Source organism: Flavobacterium terrisoli, assembly GCF_030167905.1.
GTDB classification, from domain to species: Bacteria; Bacteroidota; Bacteroidia; order Flavobacteriales; family Flavobacteriaceae; genus Flavobacterium; species Flavobacterium terrisoli.
The window spans coordinates 97,857-117,119 of record NZ_JARGNA010000009.1; the positions used below are offsets into that span (position 1 = coordinate 97,857).

At 32.9% G+C, this 19,263-nt stretch carries 20 protein-coding genes; 13 read left to right on the plus strand and 7 right to left on the minus strand.

The window, feature by feature from the left end:
• Positions 1-296: 296 nt before the first annotated feature.
• From P1K33_RS13550 to P1K33_RS13565, 4 genes are all read right to left on the minus strand, one after another.
• The gene (locus P1K33_RS13550; protein WP_284653527.1) at positions 297-1,841 is read right to left on the minus strand and encodes a T9SS type A sorting domain-containing protein; all 1,545 of its coding nucleotides are present in this window, start codon (positions 1,839-1,841) and stop codon (positions 297-299) included.
• A 258-nt stretch (positions 1,842-2,099) separates the two neighbouring features.
• Positions 2,100-3,503: a hypothetical protein gene (locus tag P1K33_RS13555; protein WP_284653528.1), complete on the minus strand. Its 1,404-nt coding sequence runs from the start codon at positions 3,501-3,503 to the stop codon at positions 2,100-2,102.
• Between the two features lie 66 nt (positions 3,504-3,569).
• Positions 3,570-4,232, minus strand: a complete 663-nt coding sequence (locus P1K33_RS13560) for a response regulator transcription factor (protein ID WP_284653529.1) — start codon at positions 4,230-4,232, stop codon at positions 3,570-3,572.
• A gap of 2 nt (positions 4,233-4,234) precedes the next feature.
• Positions 4,235-4,969, minus strand: coding sequence for a hypothetical protein (locus tag P1K33_RS13565; RefSeq protein WP_284653530.1), 735 nt, complete (start codon positions 4,967-4,969; stop codon positions 4,235-4,237).
• Between the two features lie 530 nt (positions 4,970-5,499).
• Between P1K33_RS13565 and P1K33_RS13570 the strand changes: the two genes are divergently transcribed.
• From P1K33_RS13570 to P1K33_RS13605, 8 genes are all read left to right on the plus strand, one after another.
• Complete coding sequence (locus P1K33_RS13570) at positions 5,500-7,017, plus strand: hypothetical protein (RefSeq protein ID WP_284653531.1); 1,518 nt, start codon at positions 5,500-5,502, stop codon at positions 7,015-7,017.
• Positions 7,017-8,441, plus strand: a complete 1,425-nt coding sequence (locus tag P1K33_RS13575; RefSeq protein WP_284653532.1) for a membrane dipeptidase — start codon at positions 7,017-7,019, stop codon at positions 8,439-8,441. The genes P1K33_RS13570 and P1K33_RS13575 overlap by 1 nt, the downstream gene beginning before the upstream one ends.
• A 38-nt stretch (positions 8,442-8,479) precedes the next feature.
• Positions 8,480-9,043 carry a hypothetical protein gene (locus P1K33_RS13580; RefSeq protein WP_284653533.1) on the plus strand — a complete coding sequence of 188 codons (564 nt, stop codon included), beginning with the start codon at positions 8,480-8,482 and terminating at the stop codon, positions 9,041-9,043.
• Positions 9,044-9,229: 186 nt separating this feature from the next.
• Entirely contained in the window at positions 9,230-10,432 is a 1,203-nt protein-coding gene (locus tag P1K33_RS13585; RefSeq protein WP_284653534.1) for a tetratricopeptide repeat protein, read from the plus strand.
• 10 nt (positions 10,433-10,442) lie between these two features.
• Entirely contained in the window at positions 10,443-10,730 is a 288-nt protein-coding gene (locus tag P1K33_RS13590; RefSeq protein ID WP_284653535.1) for a hypothetical protein, read from the plus strand.
• 49 nt (positions 10,731-10,779) lie between these two features.
• Positions 10,780-11,154: a hypothetical protein gene (locus P1K33_RS13595; protein ID WP_284653536.1), complete on the plus strand. Its 375-nt coding sequence runs from the start codon at positions 10,780-10,782 to the stop codon at positions 11,152-11,154.
• A gap of 895 nt (positions 11,155-12,049) precedes the next feature.
• Positions 12,050-12,517 carry a DUF6943 family protein gene (locus P1K33_RS13600; RefSeq protein ID WP_284653537.1) on the plus strand — a complete coding sequence of 156 codons (468 nt, stop codon included), beginning with the start codon at positions 12,050-12,052 and terminating at the stop codon, positions 12,515-12,517.
• A 21-nt stretch (positions 12,518-12,538) separates the two neighbouring features.
• On the plus strand, positions 12,539-12,718 hold the full coding sequence (locus P1K33_RS13605; protein WP_284653538.1) for a hypothetical protein: 180 nt from the start codon (positions 12,539-12,541) through the stop codon (positions 12,716-12,718).
• A 24-nt stretch (positions 12,719-12,742) separates the two neighbouring features.
• On the opposite strand, the gene P1K33_RS13610 is transcribed toward P1K33_RS13605, so the two are convergent.
• From P1K33_RS13610 to P1K33_RS13620, 3 genes are all read right to left on the minus strand, one after another.
• A complete protein-coding gene (locus P1K33_RS13610) occupies positions 12,743-13,486 on the minus strand; it encodes a hypothetical protein (RefSeq protein WP_284653539.1) in 744 nt (247 codons plus the stop codon).
• A 310-nt stretch (positions 13,487-13,796) separates the two neighbouring features.
• Positions 13,797-14,141, minus strand: a complete 345-nt coding sequence (locus P1K33_RS13615) for a hypothetical protein (protein ID WP_284653540.1) — start codon at positions 14,139-14,141, stop codon at positions 13,797-13,799.
• A 174-nt stretch (positions 14,142-14,315) separates the two neighbouring features.
• Complete coding sequence (locus P1K33_RS13620; protein ID WP_284653541.1) at positions 14,316-15,074, minus strand: hypothetical protein; 759 nt, start codon at positions 15,072-15,074, stop codon at positions 14,316-14,318.
• A gap of 1,229 nt (positions 15,075-16,303) precedes the next feature.
• Here P1K33_RS13620 and P1K33_RS13625 point away from each other — a divergent pair.
• From P1K33_RS13625 to P1K33_RS13645, 5 genes are all read left to right on the plus strand, one after another.
• A complete protein-coding gene (locus P1K33_RS13625; protein ID WP_284653542.1) occupies positions 16,304-16,807 on the plus strand; it encodes a hypothetical protein in 504 nt (167 codons plus the stop codon).
• Positions 16,808-16,971: 164 nt separating this feature from the next.
• Positions 16,972-17,535: a hypothetical protein gene (locus P1K33_RS13630; protein WP_284653543.1), complete on the plus strand. Its 564-nt coding sequence runs from the start codon at positions 16,972-16,974 to the stop codon at positions 17,533-17,535.
• A gap of 156 nt (positions 17,536-17,691) precedes the next feature.
• Positions 17,692-18,153, plus strand: a complete 462-nt coding sequence (locus P1K33_RS13635) for a hypothetical protein (RefSeq protein WP_284653544.1) — start codon at positions 17,692-17,694, stop codon at positions 18,151-18,153.
• A gap of 212 nt (positions 18,154-18,365) precedes the next feature.
• Positions 18,366-18,599, plus strand: coding sequence for a putative signal transducing protein (locus tag P1K33_RS13640; protein ID WP_284653545.1), 234 nt, complete (start codon positions 18,366-18,368; stop codon positions 18,597-18,599).
• A 107-nt stretch (positions 18,600-18,706) separates the two neighbouring features.
• Complete coding sequence (locus tag P1K33_RS13645) at positions 18,707-19,207, plus strand: hypothetical protein (RefSeq protein WP_284653546.1); 501 nt, start codon at positions 18,707-18,709, stop codon at positions 19,205-19,207.
• Positions 19,208-19,263 lie beyond the last annotated feature (56 nt).

Genomic DNA, 19,263 nt, shown 5'->3' on the forward strand with positions numbered 1-19,263 from the left:
CTAATATTTAGACTTATTAACTTTATAAAGTTAACCTATGTCTAAACATCAGACAATGCGTATTAATACGTAATTTGATTGTTAAATAAAGTGGAATGATTTACAGTTTTTAAACTGTAAAATTTAATTAAGAAAATATCATAACAAAAAACTGCCTTCATTACCAAAGGCAGCTTTCTAAAATCTGTTATGTAAAAATTGAATCACTATATGGCAATTGGGTTGATAATCTACTTAGGGAAGTATATTGTTTTTGATTACACTTGAAAAAATGTTAACCAATAAACACAAAACAATTATTGCTTCACAAACTTGTAGGCACACTTACCCATTGCTGAGTAAACTTCAAGTACATACATTCCATTGGATAACATTTCAACATTCACCATTTGCGTATTTGTCGATTGTTGCAGTACAGTTTTTCCTGTAAGGTCTATGATTTTAATAGCTGTTATCGGTTCATTCATTTCTTGAATTTGCAATACATCAGAAACTGGGTTTGGATATAATTTAATTTCGTTATTGTTGAAATCAGCCGTCCCCAAAGGATCGGCACTTAATTTTACAATCCAATAATCGCTCTCACCATGATTTCCTGAGACATCCTCATTATTTGAGAAAGCAAATCCGGCCACTGCTAATCCATTATCTGCAGTTTTAATGATGCAATGGGCACGGTCAAACTCAGTTCCGCCATAATTTTTTTGCCATTGGATAGCTCCTGCACTATTTAATTTAACCAGCCAATAATTGCCATTCATATCGTTCGATAAATCTGAATTGCCATTAGTCGACTGGGAGCTTCCAGCAACCACTAAACCACCATCGATAGTTTCTACAACTCCAAAACCATAATCATAGCTGGTTCCGCCTAATGGTTTTTGCCATTGCAACACTCCTGCAGAGTTTAATTTTACCACCCAGTAATCATTATCGCCATGCGCGCCTACAATATTGCCGGTATTTGGGGTAGTAGTAAGCACAGTTCCGACTACTGCATAACCGCCATCATTAGTCTGGATAACAGTTGCGGCTTCATCCTCCAGGGTTCCACCTAATGTGTTTTGCCATTGAATAGTTCCTGTAGCGTTTAATTTTGCTACCCAAAAATCCCACTCTCCGTGATTACCGCTAACATCAAAATCATTCGAAAATGTTGTTGCGGCTACAATAATTCCACCATCGGCTGTTTGTTTAATACTCATACCTTCATCAGAATCTGTTCCTCCAATGCTTTTTTGCCATTGTAGAACTCCAGCTGAATTTAATTTTACAATCCAGCAATCTCCATATCCGTTATTTAAGGTAATATCTCCATCATACGAATAGGTAATACCACATATCAATAACCCTCCATCAGCGGTTTGGGTAACACCATTGGCGATATCATTCTCTATACCACCTAATGATTTTTGCCATTGGATAACTCCTGTGCTGTTCAACTTCACAATCCAATAATCATACTCTCCGTGGTTTCCGGTTACATCTCCATCGTTCGAACCTGAATAACCGGCAACAACATAACCTCCATCAGCAGTTTGAACAATACCCTTGGCTATATCATCATTTGACCCACCTAAAGTTTTTTGCCATTGGATAGTACCGGTACTACTTAGTTTTACTACCCAATAATCTTCACCACCGTGATTACCTGTTACATTACCATCTGTAGATAAAGTGTTTCCTGCTACGATATAGCCACCATCGGCAGTTTGAATAATGCTATTTGCGCTTTCTTCACCAGTTCCTCCTAGTGCTTTTTGCCATTGTAAGGTTGGCTGTGCGTTTGTATATACCGAGTTTATCAGCAGGGTTATTAAAATAATAGTAGTTTTTTTCATAATTTTATTAGTTTTTTTGTCAGCAGACAAAAAAAATACAGTTGCTTTTCTTTGACACTTTAACATACGTAATGCTTTGTTTATTAATGAATTAAATCTGACCAAATATAATTAAAATCATTAGATATTCAACATTATAGGTAACTTCAATTCTGTTGCTTCTATTAACGTTATTCTCTTTTTATCTATAAATAAAACTAATGTTAATCCAAAAACTAAACAATACGTATAAACACGTAATTAGTAATGATATACTTGTTACTGAATATTTTTTTTGGCAAATAATATCTTTTTAAACAAATCAAGAGAAGCTTTTTGATCATCATCCCAATAATTAGTATGGGAAGCACAAGGTAACTTTCTTTTAAAATAAGAACCATTAGCTTTAAATTTATGATTTTGAATACCATCGCCAAAATAACAATTCAAATCTCCTCCTACATAATCATTCTCAAAATAGATATTATTCCATCTTATTAAGGAAAATTGAGAAGAATGATTAATGATTCTCATTTTTACATTTTTATCTTCCTTGCTATGAATATCATCCTCATAGGAAATGGCTTTTGTATAATCCTTTTCTATTTTATCTTTAACTTGTTTAACTTCTATTTTAGGAGGACTCAAAGGAAGTTCTCTGTAATTAGTCTTTCGTATAAACTCTTCTTCACTCTTTGCCATTATGTAAGCTCCATGGCAAAGCGGACTGCCAACAGTTATAAAATCGCTGATTAACCAAGGGTTTTTCAAAGATTTAATTTCATCATATAACTGTTCCTGCAATCTGTAATAGTCAGCTTGAAATTCACTTTTCTTTTTATTTTTTTCTTCCTGTTCTTTCTTATTTAGTTTCTTCTTGCTCAAATTTTCATTATACTTATGATAATCTGAAACCAGCGAACTCATATCACCCAAAATCGGCTGCAATACAGGAGCCTTTTCCGGCGCATAGCTATAAGTGTAATCATGCCATAAGTTGGTAATAATATCATATCCTACAATACTTCCTAAACTGTGGCCAACAATTACTATCCTGGAGTAAAGTGGCTCTCCGTTTTTGTCTTTCTTCTCATGGAGTTTTTTAAGTAATTCCACTCCTTTTTGTCTGATTTTAAACCTGGAGTCAATATTTTGAGGAGAGGGAGTTAGGTATTTAACAGCGTCTCCAACTGTTTGTGCTGTTTTTAAATTAATTCTTGGTAAAAAATAACGGAAAAACATAAAAGTCAATACACTGAGAATACCGGTATTCAAGATAGAGGTCATTATTCGCTTACCATTTTTAAAATAATCGTATATTATAAAGGCCGCAAATAATGAAACCAATACAAAAACTAAAAGCCTGATGAATAAAATAATGCTTTTGGCTCTCAATGAAGGCTTATTTTTAAAAAGTAACTTCCTTAACCATTCTATCAAATCTGAATTATTGGGTTCTGTCACAAGATTAGCCCAATAAAACTCATAAAAATCAAATTTTTTCCCACTCAAACTTAACCTCCGGGTTTCAAAAAAATTGGCTTCTCTGTCAGGACTACTATACAAAACATCATTTTTATCTTTGATATTCTCCACAAATTCTCTGGCAGTATCCATTGGAAATTGACTACCAATACCATGAATAATTACTACCGCCTGCTTTTTTTCCTTTTTATTTCCCATAGCTTAAATTTATAACCAAATAACAGCAAAATCAATACGTGTAAATACGTAATTTGGAGTTAGCCCTTATATATCTTCTAGGGATATATAGTTATTCTTCAATGCATAAAGTATGGCGCCGATAAAATTTTTGGAGTGAGCTTTTTCCATAATATGATTACGGTGTTTTTCAACAGTCCTGACACTTATATAAAGAGATGAAGCTATCTCTTTGCTGCTTAACTCTCTGCATGAAAGTACTATTATTTCAATCTCACGTCTGCTAAAATTGATGCCATTAGTTCCATAATTGTTTCCTGGTATCTTCTTCTCCCATAAAATGGCCTCTCTAATAACAGCTGAAAGTTCTAAATCAAAATAATAATCTTTCTCCATAACACTTTTGATAGCAACTTCCAATTGTTCCGGAGGTGAGTTTTTAGTGAAAAATCCATTTGCTCCAAGTTCCATAACTTTATGAACAGCTTCTTTTGTTGTTAACTGTGAAACGATAATTATCTTGACTTGAGGATAACTATTTCTTAACAGTTTGCAGAGCTCATAACCATCCATCAATGGCATTTGCAAATCCAACAATGCAACATCCAATGAAGAATCTTCTAAAAAATCAAGTAGACTTTTACCATTGTCAGTATCAAAAACTGTTGAAATATTTTCAAAAGAATTGAGCAATAAAGAAAGGCTTTTTCTAAAAAGCTGGTGGTCATCAACAAGAGCAACAGTTACCATAATCAGTTATTTATAATCTTTAGGACAAAATGATTTCCTTTCTCAATGATTTGCTGTCTAATCTCATAATTTAAAATCTTGAGTCGAGATGGCAAACTCAAAAATATACTTCGATCATAAAATTCAGAACCACTATTTAACGCAAACGAATTACCGTCATCTCTTAATTCAATTTGATTTTCTTTAATAATCAGATTCAAATAAGTTGCAGTTTGGTCATCAATTACATTTTCGCAAAACATTTCAATCACTCTAAACAATTCATAGGCTTTATTTTCATTCAAAGTATAAGTATCAGCCATTACCTCAACAGAGAACTGCTTCCCGGTTGTCTTTTTTATAGAATCAAAATAGTATTCGACAGCTTTTATAAAATCTCCTTTTTCAAGGTAGGGAGGTGTTAATTTATGTGATAATTCCCTTGTGTTAAGAATAGAAGAATCTAATGTCAAATCAATATTGGACAGTAAATCCATTTTATCCTTTTCATCCTTAAGTTGATCATAAATAAAAATAAAATTCTTGGTGGCGATTAAATCTCCTTGAAGCTTATCATGAAGAATATCCGAGGCCTTTTTCAAATTTCCCTTTTCATTTTCATGGGAATTAGACAATAAAAGCTCTAACCTTTTAACGTTGTTATCTAACTTCTTCATTTTTCGCAAAACGATTATTAAATAAATCAATGCACTTAAAAGCAGTAAGGCTGAAAATTCAATTAAAAAATAGAGTCCCATTTATTTTCCTTTTGCATAAAAACATAAAAATAATCCTAAACTAAACTAACACTTTTTAATTTAATTATTTAACTAATGTATACGTAAATCGTCAAGGGTAAAATAAATATAAATACTTAATTAAATACGTATAAATACGTATATGTAATATAAAATTATCCATTAATGGATAATCTATGCAATTTGGTTTTAATTCTTTTGATAAGTTTTACAGCTTAATGATTAGTAATTTCGTGAAAAAACTATGCCTTTTAAGTAAAAATACCTAGATAATTACGTGTTTTTAAGTATTCCGTAGAGTTTTGGCATGAACTAAATTTGAGAGTAACATTAAATAACTGCGTATTCCTCAAATCGCAATAAATCATTTTAAGGTTATTTAATCTGAAAACTCCAAATCTTTATCACACTATAGTAAGATTCACTTATCGAGTTTTTTAAAACTCCAAATTGATTTTTACAATTTATTAAAGTAAGTAAACCCTCAATTGGGTTTGGTAAATAATGGTTAAACACTAAATTTTAATACTATGAAATTATTCACAATAGGAGATAGCATATCTCAAGGTTTTATGTCCGGAGCAGCCGCCAGGACAGATTTAAGTTATTCCACTATCATTGCTGACATTTTAGGGGCAAAAAATTATAGCTATCCTACTTGGGAAAAAGGTGGACTACCTCTAAATATTGAAGATGTTTTCAGAAGGCTTGAGAGAAGACTGGGAACTGATATTTCAGGAATATTTGAATGGCCAATAGCATTAAATTTAATTAACAATTATTTAGACGAAGTCGAAGATTTCTATGAAAGAGGAAATGGTAATCTGAAAAATGCAATTTCAAAAAACTGCTACCACAATGTAGCGGTGAGAGGGTTTGACGTTTCAAATTCATGGCAGTTGAAACCTTCAATTTGCAAACAAATTGTAAATCGATCTGATAAAAATGGAGATAACCTTTTTGGGATGGTTAATGAGTCCCTTCAAAGAACTGCCTATAGGGTTTTAGGTTCAGGCGGAGTCGGAAATGACTATTCACAGTTAGACTGGTTTAGACACCATAACACCAACGAAACTGATGGAGTCGAAAACCTAATTTTATGGTTAGGAGCCAATAACGCATTAGGAACTGTAACTTCTTTAAAAATTAAGCAAACATCAAATGATGGTTCACTTTTTAAAAATGGTGTGGACAAAGTAAGCTATGAAACTAGACTAAAAGAAAACTGGAATTTGTGGCACCCTGAGGATTTTAGAAAAGAATATGAATATATGATTGATAAAGTAATCACAATCCTAAAGGAAAAGCCAAATAACTGTAAAGTATTTGTAGCAACCATCCCATTAGTTACTATATGTCCATTGATAAAAGCCGTTGGCGAACAATCCGACAGAGAGGACATAAAAGTTACGGAATGGCGTGTGGACCAAGACAACCCCGCTCCTATGGACATAAGTGAACTCTCTCCTGGCTATGAAGAAGAATACTCATATGGCAAATATTATCCATACTTCCCATTTGCAGACAATTTTGATATAAATGACCCTCATTTAAATCGCAGTGACATAGTACATATTGACAATTGCATAAGAAAGTATAATCGAATAATACAAGAAGTAGTATGTTCTGCCAATAAAAAAATGAAAGAAAAAAAATTTTATGTTGTTGACATATCTCAAGCACTTTCATCAATGGCATTAAAGAGAAATCATTTCAATCCAACCTATAAATTCCCTGAGTATTTTGATTATATCCATCCAAAAGTAGATACAAGATATTATGGTACAACAAGAGATCGAGAAATAAAATCTGGTGGAATCTTTAGTCTTGATGGAGTTCATCCAACGGCCATTGGACAAGGATTAATTGCCTATGAATTTCTAAAAGTAATGAAAGTCGCAGGCTCATTTAACGGAGATCCTGAAAAAGCAATTGATTGGACCAAAATCTTTGAAAAAGACCAATTATACCAAAAACCTATTGGCCTGTTAAGTGAAATATATGATAACATAAATTTCAAAAAATGGCTAATTAAAAAAATAATATAATGAATACTTCAACACCAATAATCGATATTCATATTCATCCGACACTAAAACCTTTTGGCAACAGTTTTTATGACAACACCAATCCAAGGCTTGTCAATGATGCATCCTGCATATGGGCAGTCGACAGAGCAACTGAGGTAGATAAAACAATTGAAAACACACTCGGCATATCAAGATACAGACAAAGTGATTTTAAAACCTTAGTACAAGGACAAGTTAAAGTCTGTATAGTATCATTATATCCGGTAGAAAAACAATTCATTAAACTCAAAAATCCCAATCTAAGATTTGCTCAGGATTTTTTGGCGCAATTTGCAAGTTTATTGGGCAAAAAACGAATTGATGTAATTACCCATGAGAGTTTCAATTATTTTGAAGACTTAAAAAAAGAACATCATTATTTAACAACGCTAAACAATCAGGCAGCCACAGGAGGTTCACATTTCTATACATTGGTTCAAAATAATGAATCCCTTAAAATAGAAACTAATTTATTAGTCATTCCCTCTATTGAGGGTTGTCATTGCTTCTGCGAAGGAAATAACACCCAAGATATTAATAACTGGAAAAATTTAGACTTGAATGTTCTACATGTAAAAAATTGGGATTCCCCTCCTATGTTTGTTACTATGGCACACCATTTCTACAATGGTTTGTGTACACATGCAAAAAGTCTATTTGAAACTTCAGGGAAATTATTGGATCAAAGTCATGGTATGAGGGATTATAATATAAACCCAACTGATGGGCTACCTCCAATAAGTGAAATTGGATACAAATTAATCGATTCTCTTTTAAGCCAGGCAAATGGGAAACGCATATTAATCGATGTAAAGCATATGTCAAAAGAGGCAAGAAATGCCTTTTATCAATATTTGGAAAAGGAAGAATACATCAACGAAAAAATACCGGTAATCTGTAGCCATGGCGCGCTAAATATTGACACTGAATATGAAATCAATCTTAATTTTGAAGATATCCGTAAAATATATAAAACTAAGGGGTTAATAGGTATAGAGATAGACCAACGAATCTTAGGATACAATGAAAAAAGATTTAAAAAATGGTTGGGTAGAATATTTAAAGGAAACCAAAAAGAGTGCTACGAAGATGCTTTCTATTTTTGGAGGCAAATTATCAATATAGCTGAGTATGCCTATAAAAACAACCTTTCTGAAGATCCGTGGGAATGTATTTGTTTAGGCAGTGATTATGATGGTGTAATAAATCCACTAAACCGCTACAGAGATGCCTCTACTTTATCTGTGCTATACCAGAATCTAATTATTTATCTTGAAAAGTATTGGGAAAAAGACAATCCTGTAATTCCTAAAAATCATTCGGGTAAAGAAGCAACTGATGTTATTTACAATATCATGTATAAGAATGCCTATAGTTTTATTGAAAGATATTATGCTTCATAAATCTAAATAACTTGTTTAACCATAAAAAAATAATTATCATGCCTAACGTACCTCCTTCAAAACCAAGATTAACAACCGCTGAACTTCATCAACTAATAGCCCCATTTAATATAGATCGGATAAAATATCCGCTGATTATTGTTGGGATAAGAGGCTACTATAAAAATACTCTTGGTGCACCTAACATAAACGACCGTGGAATCTATGATGACGCAATTTTTATTGATACTCCAAATGTATCATCTTCTTTCAATGCAAATACAGATCCCTCAGTCTATAAAACCGGCCGTGCCGTTCTTAAACCAGGAATTTATTACGCCCATAAATTTGATATACATGGTGGAAGTTCATCCCAATACCCTGCTATATGCCAGCGTTATGGTAAAGTAACAGTGATACGTGATCAGACAGGTGAAGATATTGGAAACTTCGGAATTAATATTCATAAAGGTGGTTATAATACCACATCAAGTTTAGGTTGCCAAACTTTATATCCCAATCAATGGGATGCGTTTTACTACCAAGCAAAATCAGAAGCTGTTCGATTATATGGTACTAAATGGAATAAAACAATAATTCCTTATGTATTGTTAGAATTCTAACTAATAGAACTAATCTCAAATAGGTTAACAATCGATAATTTTATAAAGAGCTAACTTCAAAATCAAAATCTTTTATATACCATGAGACTAACATTTTAGTAAGAGCTTTTATAAATAAAAATACGTATTTACACTTATTGTTAACTGCATTTAAAAAATTAGATTTATAAGTTAAAAATAGCAGGAATGATTAAAAAAATACTTTTCACCACTCTCACACTTCTATCATTATTTGTTAAAGCTCAAAATCAAGATGGATACTGGGATAAGGATAGAACAACTAATCGCGAAACAGTTTTAGCTTCCGGCTCAAAAACATGGATTAGAACCGATGAATTCCCTATAGGCACAACTGAAATTGTTTATAGAATTACGATTTTAGATGTTGATCAAAAAATGGTAAATTCTTTATCCGCAGCATTAATGGCTATTCCTGACCCTTCAGGCATTAGTAAAGGGTCAGGACTGGCATTATCTCTCATGTCAGGCTTATCGGGTGATGATTATTGCTATTATTCCATTTTTAACTCATACGAATTGGCGAATAACTATTCAAAAACTGGCAATTATAAAACTGCCTGTTATAGTAATCCAAATGAAATAAATAAAGATGTTAATAGAATTGTATTAAATAAATCTATTTGCCTAACTGAAAACACTCGCTATTTATGGTTTGGTTTTAAAAATACCAATATGGTAATGAATGAAAAAATAATCCTTGAGGTTGTACCATGGGTTGATAATAAAGCCTCCAGAGGTTGGACCAATGAAATAAAGACACAATTTATTGAAAGGTGTAAAACTAATCAAGTTATGTCTAGTATAAGCAATCCTGAAGAATACTGTTTGTGTCTCTTGAGCGAATTACAAAATGGCTATAAAGTTCAGGATTTTCAAAAATTAATACCTCAGGAACAAAACAAAATAATCGAAGATGTTGGTAAAAAATGCCTATCATCAACAGGTGAATTAGATAATATATACGATAAAGAAAGAAATCAAGCGTCTGTTCTTATTTCAAATAAGCAATATGTTGCAGCCATCAACAAATATCTTGAAATAATTAAAAATTCAACACCAAAATATACCGATTATAACAATCTTGGCTATTGTTATATACTAACAAAGCAATATTTGAAGGCCATAAAATATCTGAAAGAAGGAGAAAAAATAGACGAAACCGACCTAATGATTAAAGGGAATTTAGCTCATGCATACTTACTCAATGGTGATTTTGAAATAGCTAAGGGTATGTATTTAAAATACAAATCACAAAACATTAATGAAACTATGAGTTGGGTTGACATGGTCAAGGCAGATTTTAATGATTTTAAAACAAATGGTGTTTTCTCGGAACATTATAACGAAATACTAAGTTTAATTAATTAGAAAATAAATTATGGCAAATTTCACAGGCAAAGATTTAGCATATACTGGTTATTCCCCAACTGTTGATGGTGGAGACAACCCTAAATACATTGGGGTTTTAGACAGAATTAAAGTAGATAAAACTGAAGAATATGAAGTAGTATACTTCTGCAATAGATTTCTTGAATTATACGATGTCCCTCAAACTAAAGAAAGCTTTCAAACAGTTGAGAGACTTTTACATCATAAAGAACTGATAGGCGAAAACTACAGAGCTAATTTAATTAAATGGATTGCCCAAAATTGGTATTCAAAATAGAGACAAAAAAGACATACAGAATTTTACGTAATATTATAATCAATAAAGTATGAGTTTAAAAATTATCAGCGTTGTAAACGCAAGCAAACCTGAAGGAGAGTTTGTCAGATTATATGCCTCAGCAAAAATGAACGCAAAAGGTTATGCTTTAGTAGACAGGACGTTTGATTCGGATGGCACCATATCTAATGAATTTCGGCATATCTATGTCTTTCCTAATATAGAATTGAAGGCAAAGGACTGGATAAGATTATATACGGGAAATGGAAAATACAAAACAGTTGAAAACACAGACGGCAGTAATATCCATCTTCTATATTGGAATTCAAATGAATGCGTATGGAATGATAAAGGCGGAGATACAGCAACCTTGATCAAATATACTGTTGAAAATAAAGTTATAGTTCCAGCTGTCTCAAAATAGAATAATAAAACTAGTCCACTGTAAATCAAAGTAAATAATAAATATAACAACCTTGTACTCCTAAAAAATTACCGTCACAGTTTTTAGAAAAAACACGTGCACTTCGTGACTTGCGCCGGTAATTTTTCTCCCAAAGCTTAGTTACATAATGTGGCGTTATAGCTCTGTCGAGACTATAACAACATTATGTAAAAAAGCCGCGCAACCCCTGCGAAGAGGTGGTGGCTCCAGGACAACTTTTTTTAAAACTCCCTCGCGCCTGCCAGTTTTAAAAAAAACCATCCTTCACCACCCCCATAAACAACATTCACCTTTTCAATATAAGTTCTCCTGTTATCCCTATTTCTATAAACTTTCTCGTTAACTGTCTTTATCAGCTAACCGCTTAAATCGGTAGCATTTTCATTGCTTTTATAAGTGCCTTTCCATTTTTACAACAACTACTCTTCTGAATCCTAAATTCTGCATTCTGCAGACTATCCGGGGCACCCATAAAACCAAACCAAGGAAAGAGTATAAAATCCGTACCGGAATTTCATACCCTTTCCGACACAACCCCATTTCAATAAAACAAAATCTTTCTCAGAATAAATGGATTTGGAAATCAAAATAAAAAAATAAAAAAAGAGAGCAAAGGTAAGTTCCGTGTATTCCAAAAAGCAAGTTCAAGCCCTTTGGGTTTTGAAAAAAATCTCCACCCAATCCTTTTCACAACAACTTCTGTTTACAGCATAAAATCACCGATTCAATAGAATGTCTCGGGTAGTATTTTTTTCAAAAAACTTGCTTTTTTGAAACCCTCCACTTGTACAACCGGCTTTCTTTTTTCTCTTTTTTTCTTTTGAAAATTTTGTGTGCAAAGCGTAGCGGAGCACCCCACTTTAAATCCGAAGCCATGAAATCAAAGATTCACGAACACCAAAAAAACAATTTTACAGAAGTGAGTAAAAACTATGTTATTAAAACCCACAAAAAAGACACGCATTATGCGAAACCACACATTTTCATTCTTAACAAAGGACTTAACAGCGGTAAGCCCTCAAAAGAGCAATTTACCAATAGTTATGTGTTCATTTTTGAAAATGAAGAAGATTGCGAAAATATCTATTGGATAACCTATAGTCTTTGGTTATCGAAATTTTGGCACAGAAACTTAGTAGGTTCAGTAATCCCATTTCTAAGAAAGTCAGATTTCATGAAAGAGTTTTCAGCTAAAGCTGACGAAATGCTATACGATTTTGAGCAGCACAAAAAAGACTTGCAAGCACTTCGCCTGTTAGAACTGCAGGAAAAGCAGTTTCATCAAAATATCAACCTAATAAATGACTTGCGTAGAGTGATACTTCATCGCTATTGTAAATAATCAATTTTTAAAATCAACATTATGACACTATTTATTCTATTCCAAACTGACATTTGGAAAACAAAAGCTTCTCGCGTCTTTTTTGGTGTATTTGACAGCAGGATTAAAGCAATTGACTGCGCCAAATATCATGGATTATATTCAAATAATAATGAAGTTGTAATAGAAGAAGTTATACTAAACTTATGTGAAGAAAGTTAAAAATAAATGTGGCTTGTCAAATATTTATTTCATTAAATCATAAAGCAGTCGTAAAACAAGAGGAGTTATAATTGAAAAAATTATTATATAAGCTTTCCTTCTATTTTCCTTTGGCTTTTGAAGATAATTTGGACCTGTTTGCAATTCAACAGAAGGCCATAGATTATCAAAATAAGCAAACAATTTATTTAATAGAATAAGTGATAAAATTGGAACTCCTGCAATTAAAAAAATCCCTAGAAACTCATTTGTATTGTTCTCAACAAAAAAATTATAAAAAAATTTAAAATAAACTACATTAAAAAGGACACAAATAAAAAGCATTACATATCCCGTTTTATCCTTTATTTTAGGTTGGTTTTCTGCTAAAGCTATTATTTCAGATAATCTGGTCAGTACTCCATTAACCCAGTTTGAATAATCTCCACTTACCAAAATAAAGTTTTCAGAATTTTCATTTTGGACTGAATGAATAATTTGTATCTCAATATTTTTGGAGTTATCAAGAGTATAAAAATGCATTCCTATCTTTCTCACAGCTCTGTTTTCAATTACTTGACTCTCTGAAAATATTTCGTTTGATTGGCTCTCAAAAGAGGTGTTATCTGTTGCATCAACAGAGTACATAACATAATAATTATCTATATTTTGTGATTTTAGATCCTGAATCTCGCTTTCAATGATATTTGAAAATGCTCTAATTGTCAAAGGTGTAATTCTTTTATAACCAAAAGTAAGTCTCCGTTTCTCCCTTATTACGTTTTTCATATAAATCATTTAACACAAATATAAAAATTTAACCTAATGATGAGCAACTAGTTACAATATAAACAAAAAAAGCCAGGTCTTGCGACTTGGCTTTCATTTTGTTTAACCCAAAGGTCACCACAACAAAGGTTAAACTAATTTTTGTTCTTCTTGGTAATCCTTTTGAGAATTAAGGAAATTGTAAAACTGACAATGGCACCAATTGTAGCTAACAAAACTGTCTTTACAACATCTGCCGAAAGAATATTGGGTATTATACTTAAAAATGTCCCTCCGGCAGTACCTATTAGGGTGTTGTTATTTGAGTTCATTAGCTTAACCCCTTAATTGGAACTGGTTCTGGGTTTTGCCTTACTCCCGTCGCTACCATACTCACAACGGGTATTGGTTCAATTTGACTTTTCCTAACAGAACCCTCTCCACTTGAACTTCTTCCTCCTATTTCTAAGGGAAAAACATTTTCAATCAAAAATTTATTGCTTACAGCAATGATTGATTTGTTGGTATACGGTCCAGGGTCAGGGTTCTTACTTCCTCCTATAGGTGTTATAATTACACTGGTTTGAATTGTCTGTGCATTCCCAACATAATTGCTTGATGCAACAAATAAAAGAAACATTAATAGTTTCATACTTTTAAAAAAACTTGTTTTCATGATTTAAAAAATTTAAGATTTGATGATGATTAAAACTTTTGTGGTAACACTTTCTATAAAATATTTCCCTTTCGGAATGCAGAAAACCTTCGTCTCGTTATTCATTCACGACAAATCAATTTGCCTTCGCATTCGAGTTTACCATTAATTCCGTCCGGGAAATAAGTTCTGGTGTTATACACCACTATCAACCTTTGCAATCGACAAAGGGTTAAATGCTCCATTTTTAAGTGGATACATCTGTCCGTTAATCTCCTGATAAAACTCAATTCCCAAAGCCAAAAACAATGGTTTGGTCGAGTTAGCAGTAACTGCATTGGTTTGGCTGATAACTGCAGTAGCAGTTCCATCCCATGGCAAGATTGCCGTCTCAGAAGTTGAAACAACATAAGTTTCAGCTTCAAAGTCAACTTCAGCTCCACCAGAAATGATTTTAAAATGAGAAGTCCCACTTGGCGCAGCAATCATATTCGCCGGAATAAATGACGCTATATCAACAGTAATCTCTCCAGAGACTCTATCAATAGCGCCAACAAATGGAGCATATAAACTAGTACCTAACTTTCCACGAATATTGAATTCAAAGCCAAATAGTAACTCAGCTTCTCCATCAATCACATTTCGCAGCCCCCTAACACTCGTCATATCTGCTTGAATAACTTTCACCATAGCTTGGGTAAGTCTGCTGACCATCCTACTGTCTGCTGAATTAATAAGTAATGGTCTTAATGCAGTTCGTAAAAGCTTCCCAGCCTTTCCTGCCCTGCCAAATTCGGAACCATTTTCACGCGTTCTTTGAAAATTTGGATCATTCGCTATTCTGTTAGCGTCAATACCTCCTTTCTCTCTGGCCAAATGTCCATCCTGCGTTTTGTAAAAGGTAATATCCCCGATAGTGCCTTTTAATTTAATTATGCCTTTCTGTCTAGCCATAATCTTTACAATTTTTGATTAATACTCATTTTCACAATTCATTTTCATTTCGATAATCGTTGCAACTAAATCTCAATGATTTGATCAAAGATTCAGACATTAAAATCACATTAAAAAGAGCCGCAATCATTAGCCACAAATAATCGACTATAACCACCAATAATAGCACTTGGTAATTTCAAGAAATTACATAGCTTTGTGTTTATGGCTAGTAAATAGTAAAGCCATACCAAAGGCATAGATAAAGTATCAATAGTTGAAATGGGAGCAAGCAATGCAAGAGTATGCATGTATCCGAAAGACGTTCAACGCATAATGGGAAAAGAATACACTCAAGCCAGGTTGTATTTAAAAAAGATTAAGAAGCACTTGAATAAAGAAAATCATCAGTACATTTCTGTTGAGGAATTTTCTAAGTATTCCGGGCTTCCTTTAGAAGAAGTTTTGCGTTGCATGTTGTAGGGTAAAATTAAATAGATTTAGGTCTTAAGGCTCATTGAAAAGTTTACTAACTAGTTCAAAAACCAGTTCAAAAAATAATATGATTTAGCATAATTAATTTTGTCAAATCGTGAATTATCACTAAATTTATCTCATAAGATTTAATGATTATTGCAGTACAGATGCAAAATCGAGACCCTAGTTTTTTAGGTTTTAAAAACCACCATAAATAGAGGGATTAGCAGAATGGTTCGAATCCTGCTCTCCCCACGAATAAATGTATAAATAATAAAAAACGCTAAGCTTGCTTAAGCGTTTTTTTGTTTTATGCATTTTCAAAGCGTAGCTTTGAAGGATGGCGAAGCAATCCTGCTCTCCCCACAAGAAAACCGAAACTTTCGTTTCGGTTTTTTTATTTTATGGCCGCGCCAAAAGCTTGCTTTTAAAAGTGGACAGGAAATAAAAAACCAAAACACGGCTTTCGCCGTGTTTTGGTTTTTTTGTGTCATTATACCCATAACCAGGATCACGAAGTAATCCTAGCCAATTATAACTACATTGTTTGGAACATTTTTTACCGCAACAGAAAATTTGTTCCACTTTTGGGAACAATTTTTTCAAAATAAAAAATTTTGTGACCACTTTCCTTGAGATGATTTGTAAAAAAACAATTATATTTGAACATAAAGCGCCACAAAACAGCGCCTATCAACCCAAATTAGGATGTAAACCCGCTACTTTGTAGCGCCTATAAACTAGTTATACAACATTTTTGCCAGACACTGCAAATGAAGAAACTATTTCTTTTTCTACTACTATCTTCAACTGCTTTTTCGCAGCCTAAGACGGTACGCGAGAAATCAATAGAAAGTAATTTAGATTGGATTAAAAGGTTTGAGGAAAATGTAACTATGAAAGAGAAGCTTAATCTGATAATTGAAAAAGTTAAGCAAGATTCAATCATAAGCTATAATCCAATAATAACCTACATTTCAAATGGTCACATTCATGATAGCATTGATTCATCTAAAAACTGTAAAATACTTTTCGTTCTAAATCAGAAAAGGAATATGTGGTTAATTGATTTAAATCAGTTTCCGAAATATTCTAAAATTCTAAAATTTATTACCGCTGAGAAAATCGAAAAAATAAACGTTATCAACCAAAATGCGGGAATAGCAGTTTTTGGACAAAGAGGTGGATGTGGAGTAATAATGATAAATTCTCACAGTGGAAAGTTAAAAAGATTATTTAAAAAAGCTTCGAAAAGTAAAAGCAAAAACGTCGTATAACAGCGGTTTTGCGCCATAGCTCCTAACCGCTCCGCCGGAAACCTAACGGTTTCCTGAAATCTTTCTTTACGCAGAATATTTTTCCTAAATTTACCGCTACGGCGCAAAGCCGCAGAACGTTAGGAGCAAGTTTTCCACAACTGCAAATAAAGACCAAAATGAAAATGAGAAATATATTCTTCTTAATCACAATTTTATTGTTTAGTTGTAACTCAAAAACTAATGAGAAAACAGCAATCGAAGAACCGGTCTACAAAGCTCCAAAAATAACTGGAGCTAAATATTTCAATTATGACGAGCTAATCCATTATAAAAGTGAAATTGAAGAAAATAAATTACGCGGAGTTGATGAGAATAAGCATAAATCAGAATTGGATTCGTTGAAGTACAATGTAATTTTAAGAGATATACCGAAATCAATAAAAGACACAGGTTTCATCAATAAATTAGAGAAATTAGGTTACTCAAAAACCGAAGTTGGAAAAGAAAAGTTTGAAGAAATAAATAAAATCTTCGTAGAAAAAAAGCACAAAGAAATTATCGGTTATGCTTGTGATTATGTTTATCGAGACATTTTGATATTTAAACACAAATCAAAAACAATCGGTATCGCGAAATTATGCTTTGGGTGCAACGGAAATCAAATTGTTGGGACAAAAGCAAACACCGAAGAGTTTGGAATGGATGGCGACTATGAAAAGCTTGCAAAAATTTTGGAAAGTAAATAAAAAACCAGCTCCTAACAGCCGTTTGGCGTAATAGCTGGTTTGTCTTTCTTGGAAAATACTCTGAACTTCAGCATTTCTTATTACATTTTTCTTTAACTTGCCGCTACTACGCCAATCGGCGGCACGTTAGCTGCAATGCTTAAAAACAACCGCTAAATGAAAAACTTTCTGAATTACATATTAACTATAATTCCTGTTTTATTCATTTCAACAGGTTGCTCGAATATTGATTATCAAAAGATTGTCATTAATAATCATAAAAAGACAATTAAGTTATTGAATCCAAATTTTGTAATCGATTCAATTTCCATAAGCAAGTTTGGAAAGTCTAAACTTTCAATTTCATTACAGAATAAATTACAAGGAAATTCCTTTTTAGACATCACTCAACCGAATTTGGCGTACAAAGTTTACGCTGATAAATTTGATTATTTAAGTTGTGATGATCCCAATTTAACGCTTAGAATTATCATTAGGCAAAAAGGTAAAGATGTAAAACTAACAGAAAATGTGGCTAACAATTTTGAAACTAATCCGTACATTCAAACACTTTACATCAAATATTTGCCTTGTTCAAAAGAAGTCGACACTTTCGAAACAGATGGACATCTTAAATGATTTTGGTGTGCTAGAGTATGCAGAAACGCACAGCAGCTAACAGCGGTTTGCAGCTATAGCTGGTTTAGATTTTCCTAGCCGGAAAATCTAAAAGAGAAAATTTGATATATTTACAACTAAAGATTAAAAACTTCGCCACGGCTGCAAGCCGCGGAACGTTAGCGGTCAGTTGCTCGCCAGAAACGAGAAAGTTCAATTTTAAAAACCAAAGCATGACAAATATATTTAGTGGAGAATTAATCGAAGCAATGAACATTCGAAATTTATTAGAAAATGAAAATATTGAAGTGTTCACGGTTAATGAATATATGTCAAGCATTGAGCCTTGGGTTATAAGTCCTGGAGGTTTCAAACCGCTAACTTTGCAAGTCAATGATGAAGATTTTGAAAAGGCAAAAAAAGTTTTGGAAGATTATGGAAGTGGAAAATTAGAGGTTGGAAAATGAAACTGACGAGTGTTAGTACACAACCGAACCGCTAACAGCAGTTTGTAGCAACTGCAAGGTTTGGGTTTGCCGGAAATCCTAGCGGATTTCCAAAAGTTATTTTGTACTTGGAAACTTTAGTGATAAATTTATTGCAGCTGCTACAAGCTGCGACACGTTATGCAACATTTTTTAAACCCATGACACGAGACGAATTTCTATTTCATTTAAAAGGAGCAAGTTTGATTGCTATGAAGTTTGCGGAAAATTACGTGAAAGATAAACTAACAACGGATTTTAAATATAACGTGATTCTGAACGTGTCGACTGACGATGTAAATTTGACTCAATTTGACATTTATCCAGAAGATACCGGAATTATAAAACTTGACTTAACAGACAATGAAGTTGTTGAATTACTTTATAGAAAAAACAAAGTTCCGGTTTGGATTGACATAAGTGTTCTCAAATCAAGCCGAAAAAGCACAACTTTTAATCTTTTGTGTGCTGGAAGATTCACGGACAACAAAGAAGAGTTTTATTATAATCGGAATGGTTCTGGACCATTTGGTATCAAAAGCCCGAAATTACCAATTGGTTATAAGGAAGGTGATAAGTTTAGCTTATAAAAAAACGTCGCATAACAGCGGTTTTGCGCCATAGCTGGTTTTATCGTTCTTGAAAA

Coding starts and splice junctions, on each gene's coding strand:
- P1K33_RS13550 (WP_284653527.1), bottom strand. CDS start 1,841: ATGAAAAAAACTACTATTATTTTAATAACCCTGCTGATAAACTCGGTA.
- P1K33_RS13555 (WP_284653528.1), bottom strand. CDS start 3,503: ATGGGAAATAAAAAGGAAAAAAAGCAGGCGGTAGTAATTATTCATGGT.
- P1K33_RS13560 (WP_284653529.1), bottom strand. CDS start 4,232: ATGGTAACTGTTGCTCTTGTTGATGACCACCAGCTTTTTAGAAAAAGC.
- P1K33_RS13565 (WP_284653530.1), bottom strand. CDS start 4,969: ATGGGACTCTATTTTTTAATTGAATTTTCAGCCTTACTGCTTTTAAGT.
- P1K33_RS13570 (WP_284653531.1), top strand. CDS start 5,500: ATGAAATTATTCACAATAGGAGATAGCATATCTCAAGGTTTTATGTCC.
- P1K33_RS13575 (WP_284653532.1), top strand. CDS start 7,017: ATGAATACTTCAACACCAATAATCGATATTCATATTCATCCGACACTA.
- P1K33_RS13580 (WP_284653533.1), top strand. CDS start 8,480: ATGCCTAACGTACCTCCTTCAAAACCAAGATTAACAACCGCTGAACTT.
- P1K33_RS13585 (WP_284653534.1), top strand. CDS start 9,230: ATGATTAAAAAAATACTTTTCACCACTCTCACACTTCTATCATTATTT.
- P1K33_RS13590 (WP_284653535.1), top strand. CDS start 10,443: ATGGCAAATTTCACAGGCAAAGATTTAGCATATACTGGTTATTCCCCA.
- P1K33_RS13595 (WP_284653536.1), top strand. CDS start 10,780: ATGAGTTTAAAAATTATCAGCGTTGTAAACGCAAGCAAACCTGAAGGA.
- P1K33_RS13600 (WP_284653537.1), top strand. CDS start 12,050: ATGAAATCAAAGATTCACGAACACCAAAAAAACAATTTTACAGAAGTG.
- P1K33_RS13605 (WP_284653538.1), top strand. CDS start 12,539: ATGACACTATTTATTCTATTCCAAACTGACATTTGGAAAACAAAAGCT.
- P1K33_RS13610 (WP_284653539.1), bottom strand. CDS start 13,486: ATGAAAAACGTAATAAGGGAGAAACGGAGACTTACTTTTGGTTATAAA.
- P1K33_RS13615 (WP_284653540.1), bottom strand. CDS start 14,141: ATGAAAACAAGTTTTTTTAAAAGTATGAAACTATTAATGTTTCTTTTA.
- P1K33_RS13620 (WP_284653541.1), bottom strand. CDS start 15,074: ATGGCTAGACAGAAAGGCATAATTAAATTAAAAGGCACTATCGGGGAT.
- P1K33_RS13625 (WP_284653542.1), top strand. CDS start 16,304: ATGAAGAAACTATTTCTTTTTCTACTACTATCTTCAACTGCTTTTTCG.
- P1K33_RS13630 (WP_284653543.1), top strand. CDS start 16,972: ATGAGAAATATATTCTTCTTAATCACAATTTTATTGTTTAGTTGTAAC.
- P1K33_RS13635 (WP_284653544.1), top strand. CDS start 17,692: ATGAAAAACTTTCTGAATTACATATTAACTATAATTCCTGTTTTATTC.
- P1K33_RS13640 (WP_284653545.1), top strand. CDS start 18,366: ATGACAAATATATTTAGTGGAGAATTAATCGAAGCAATGAACATTCGA.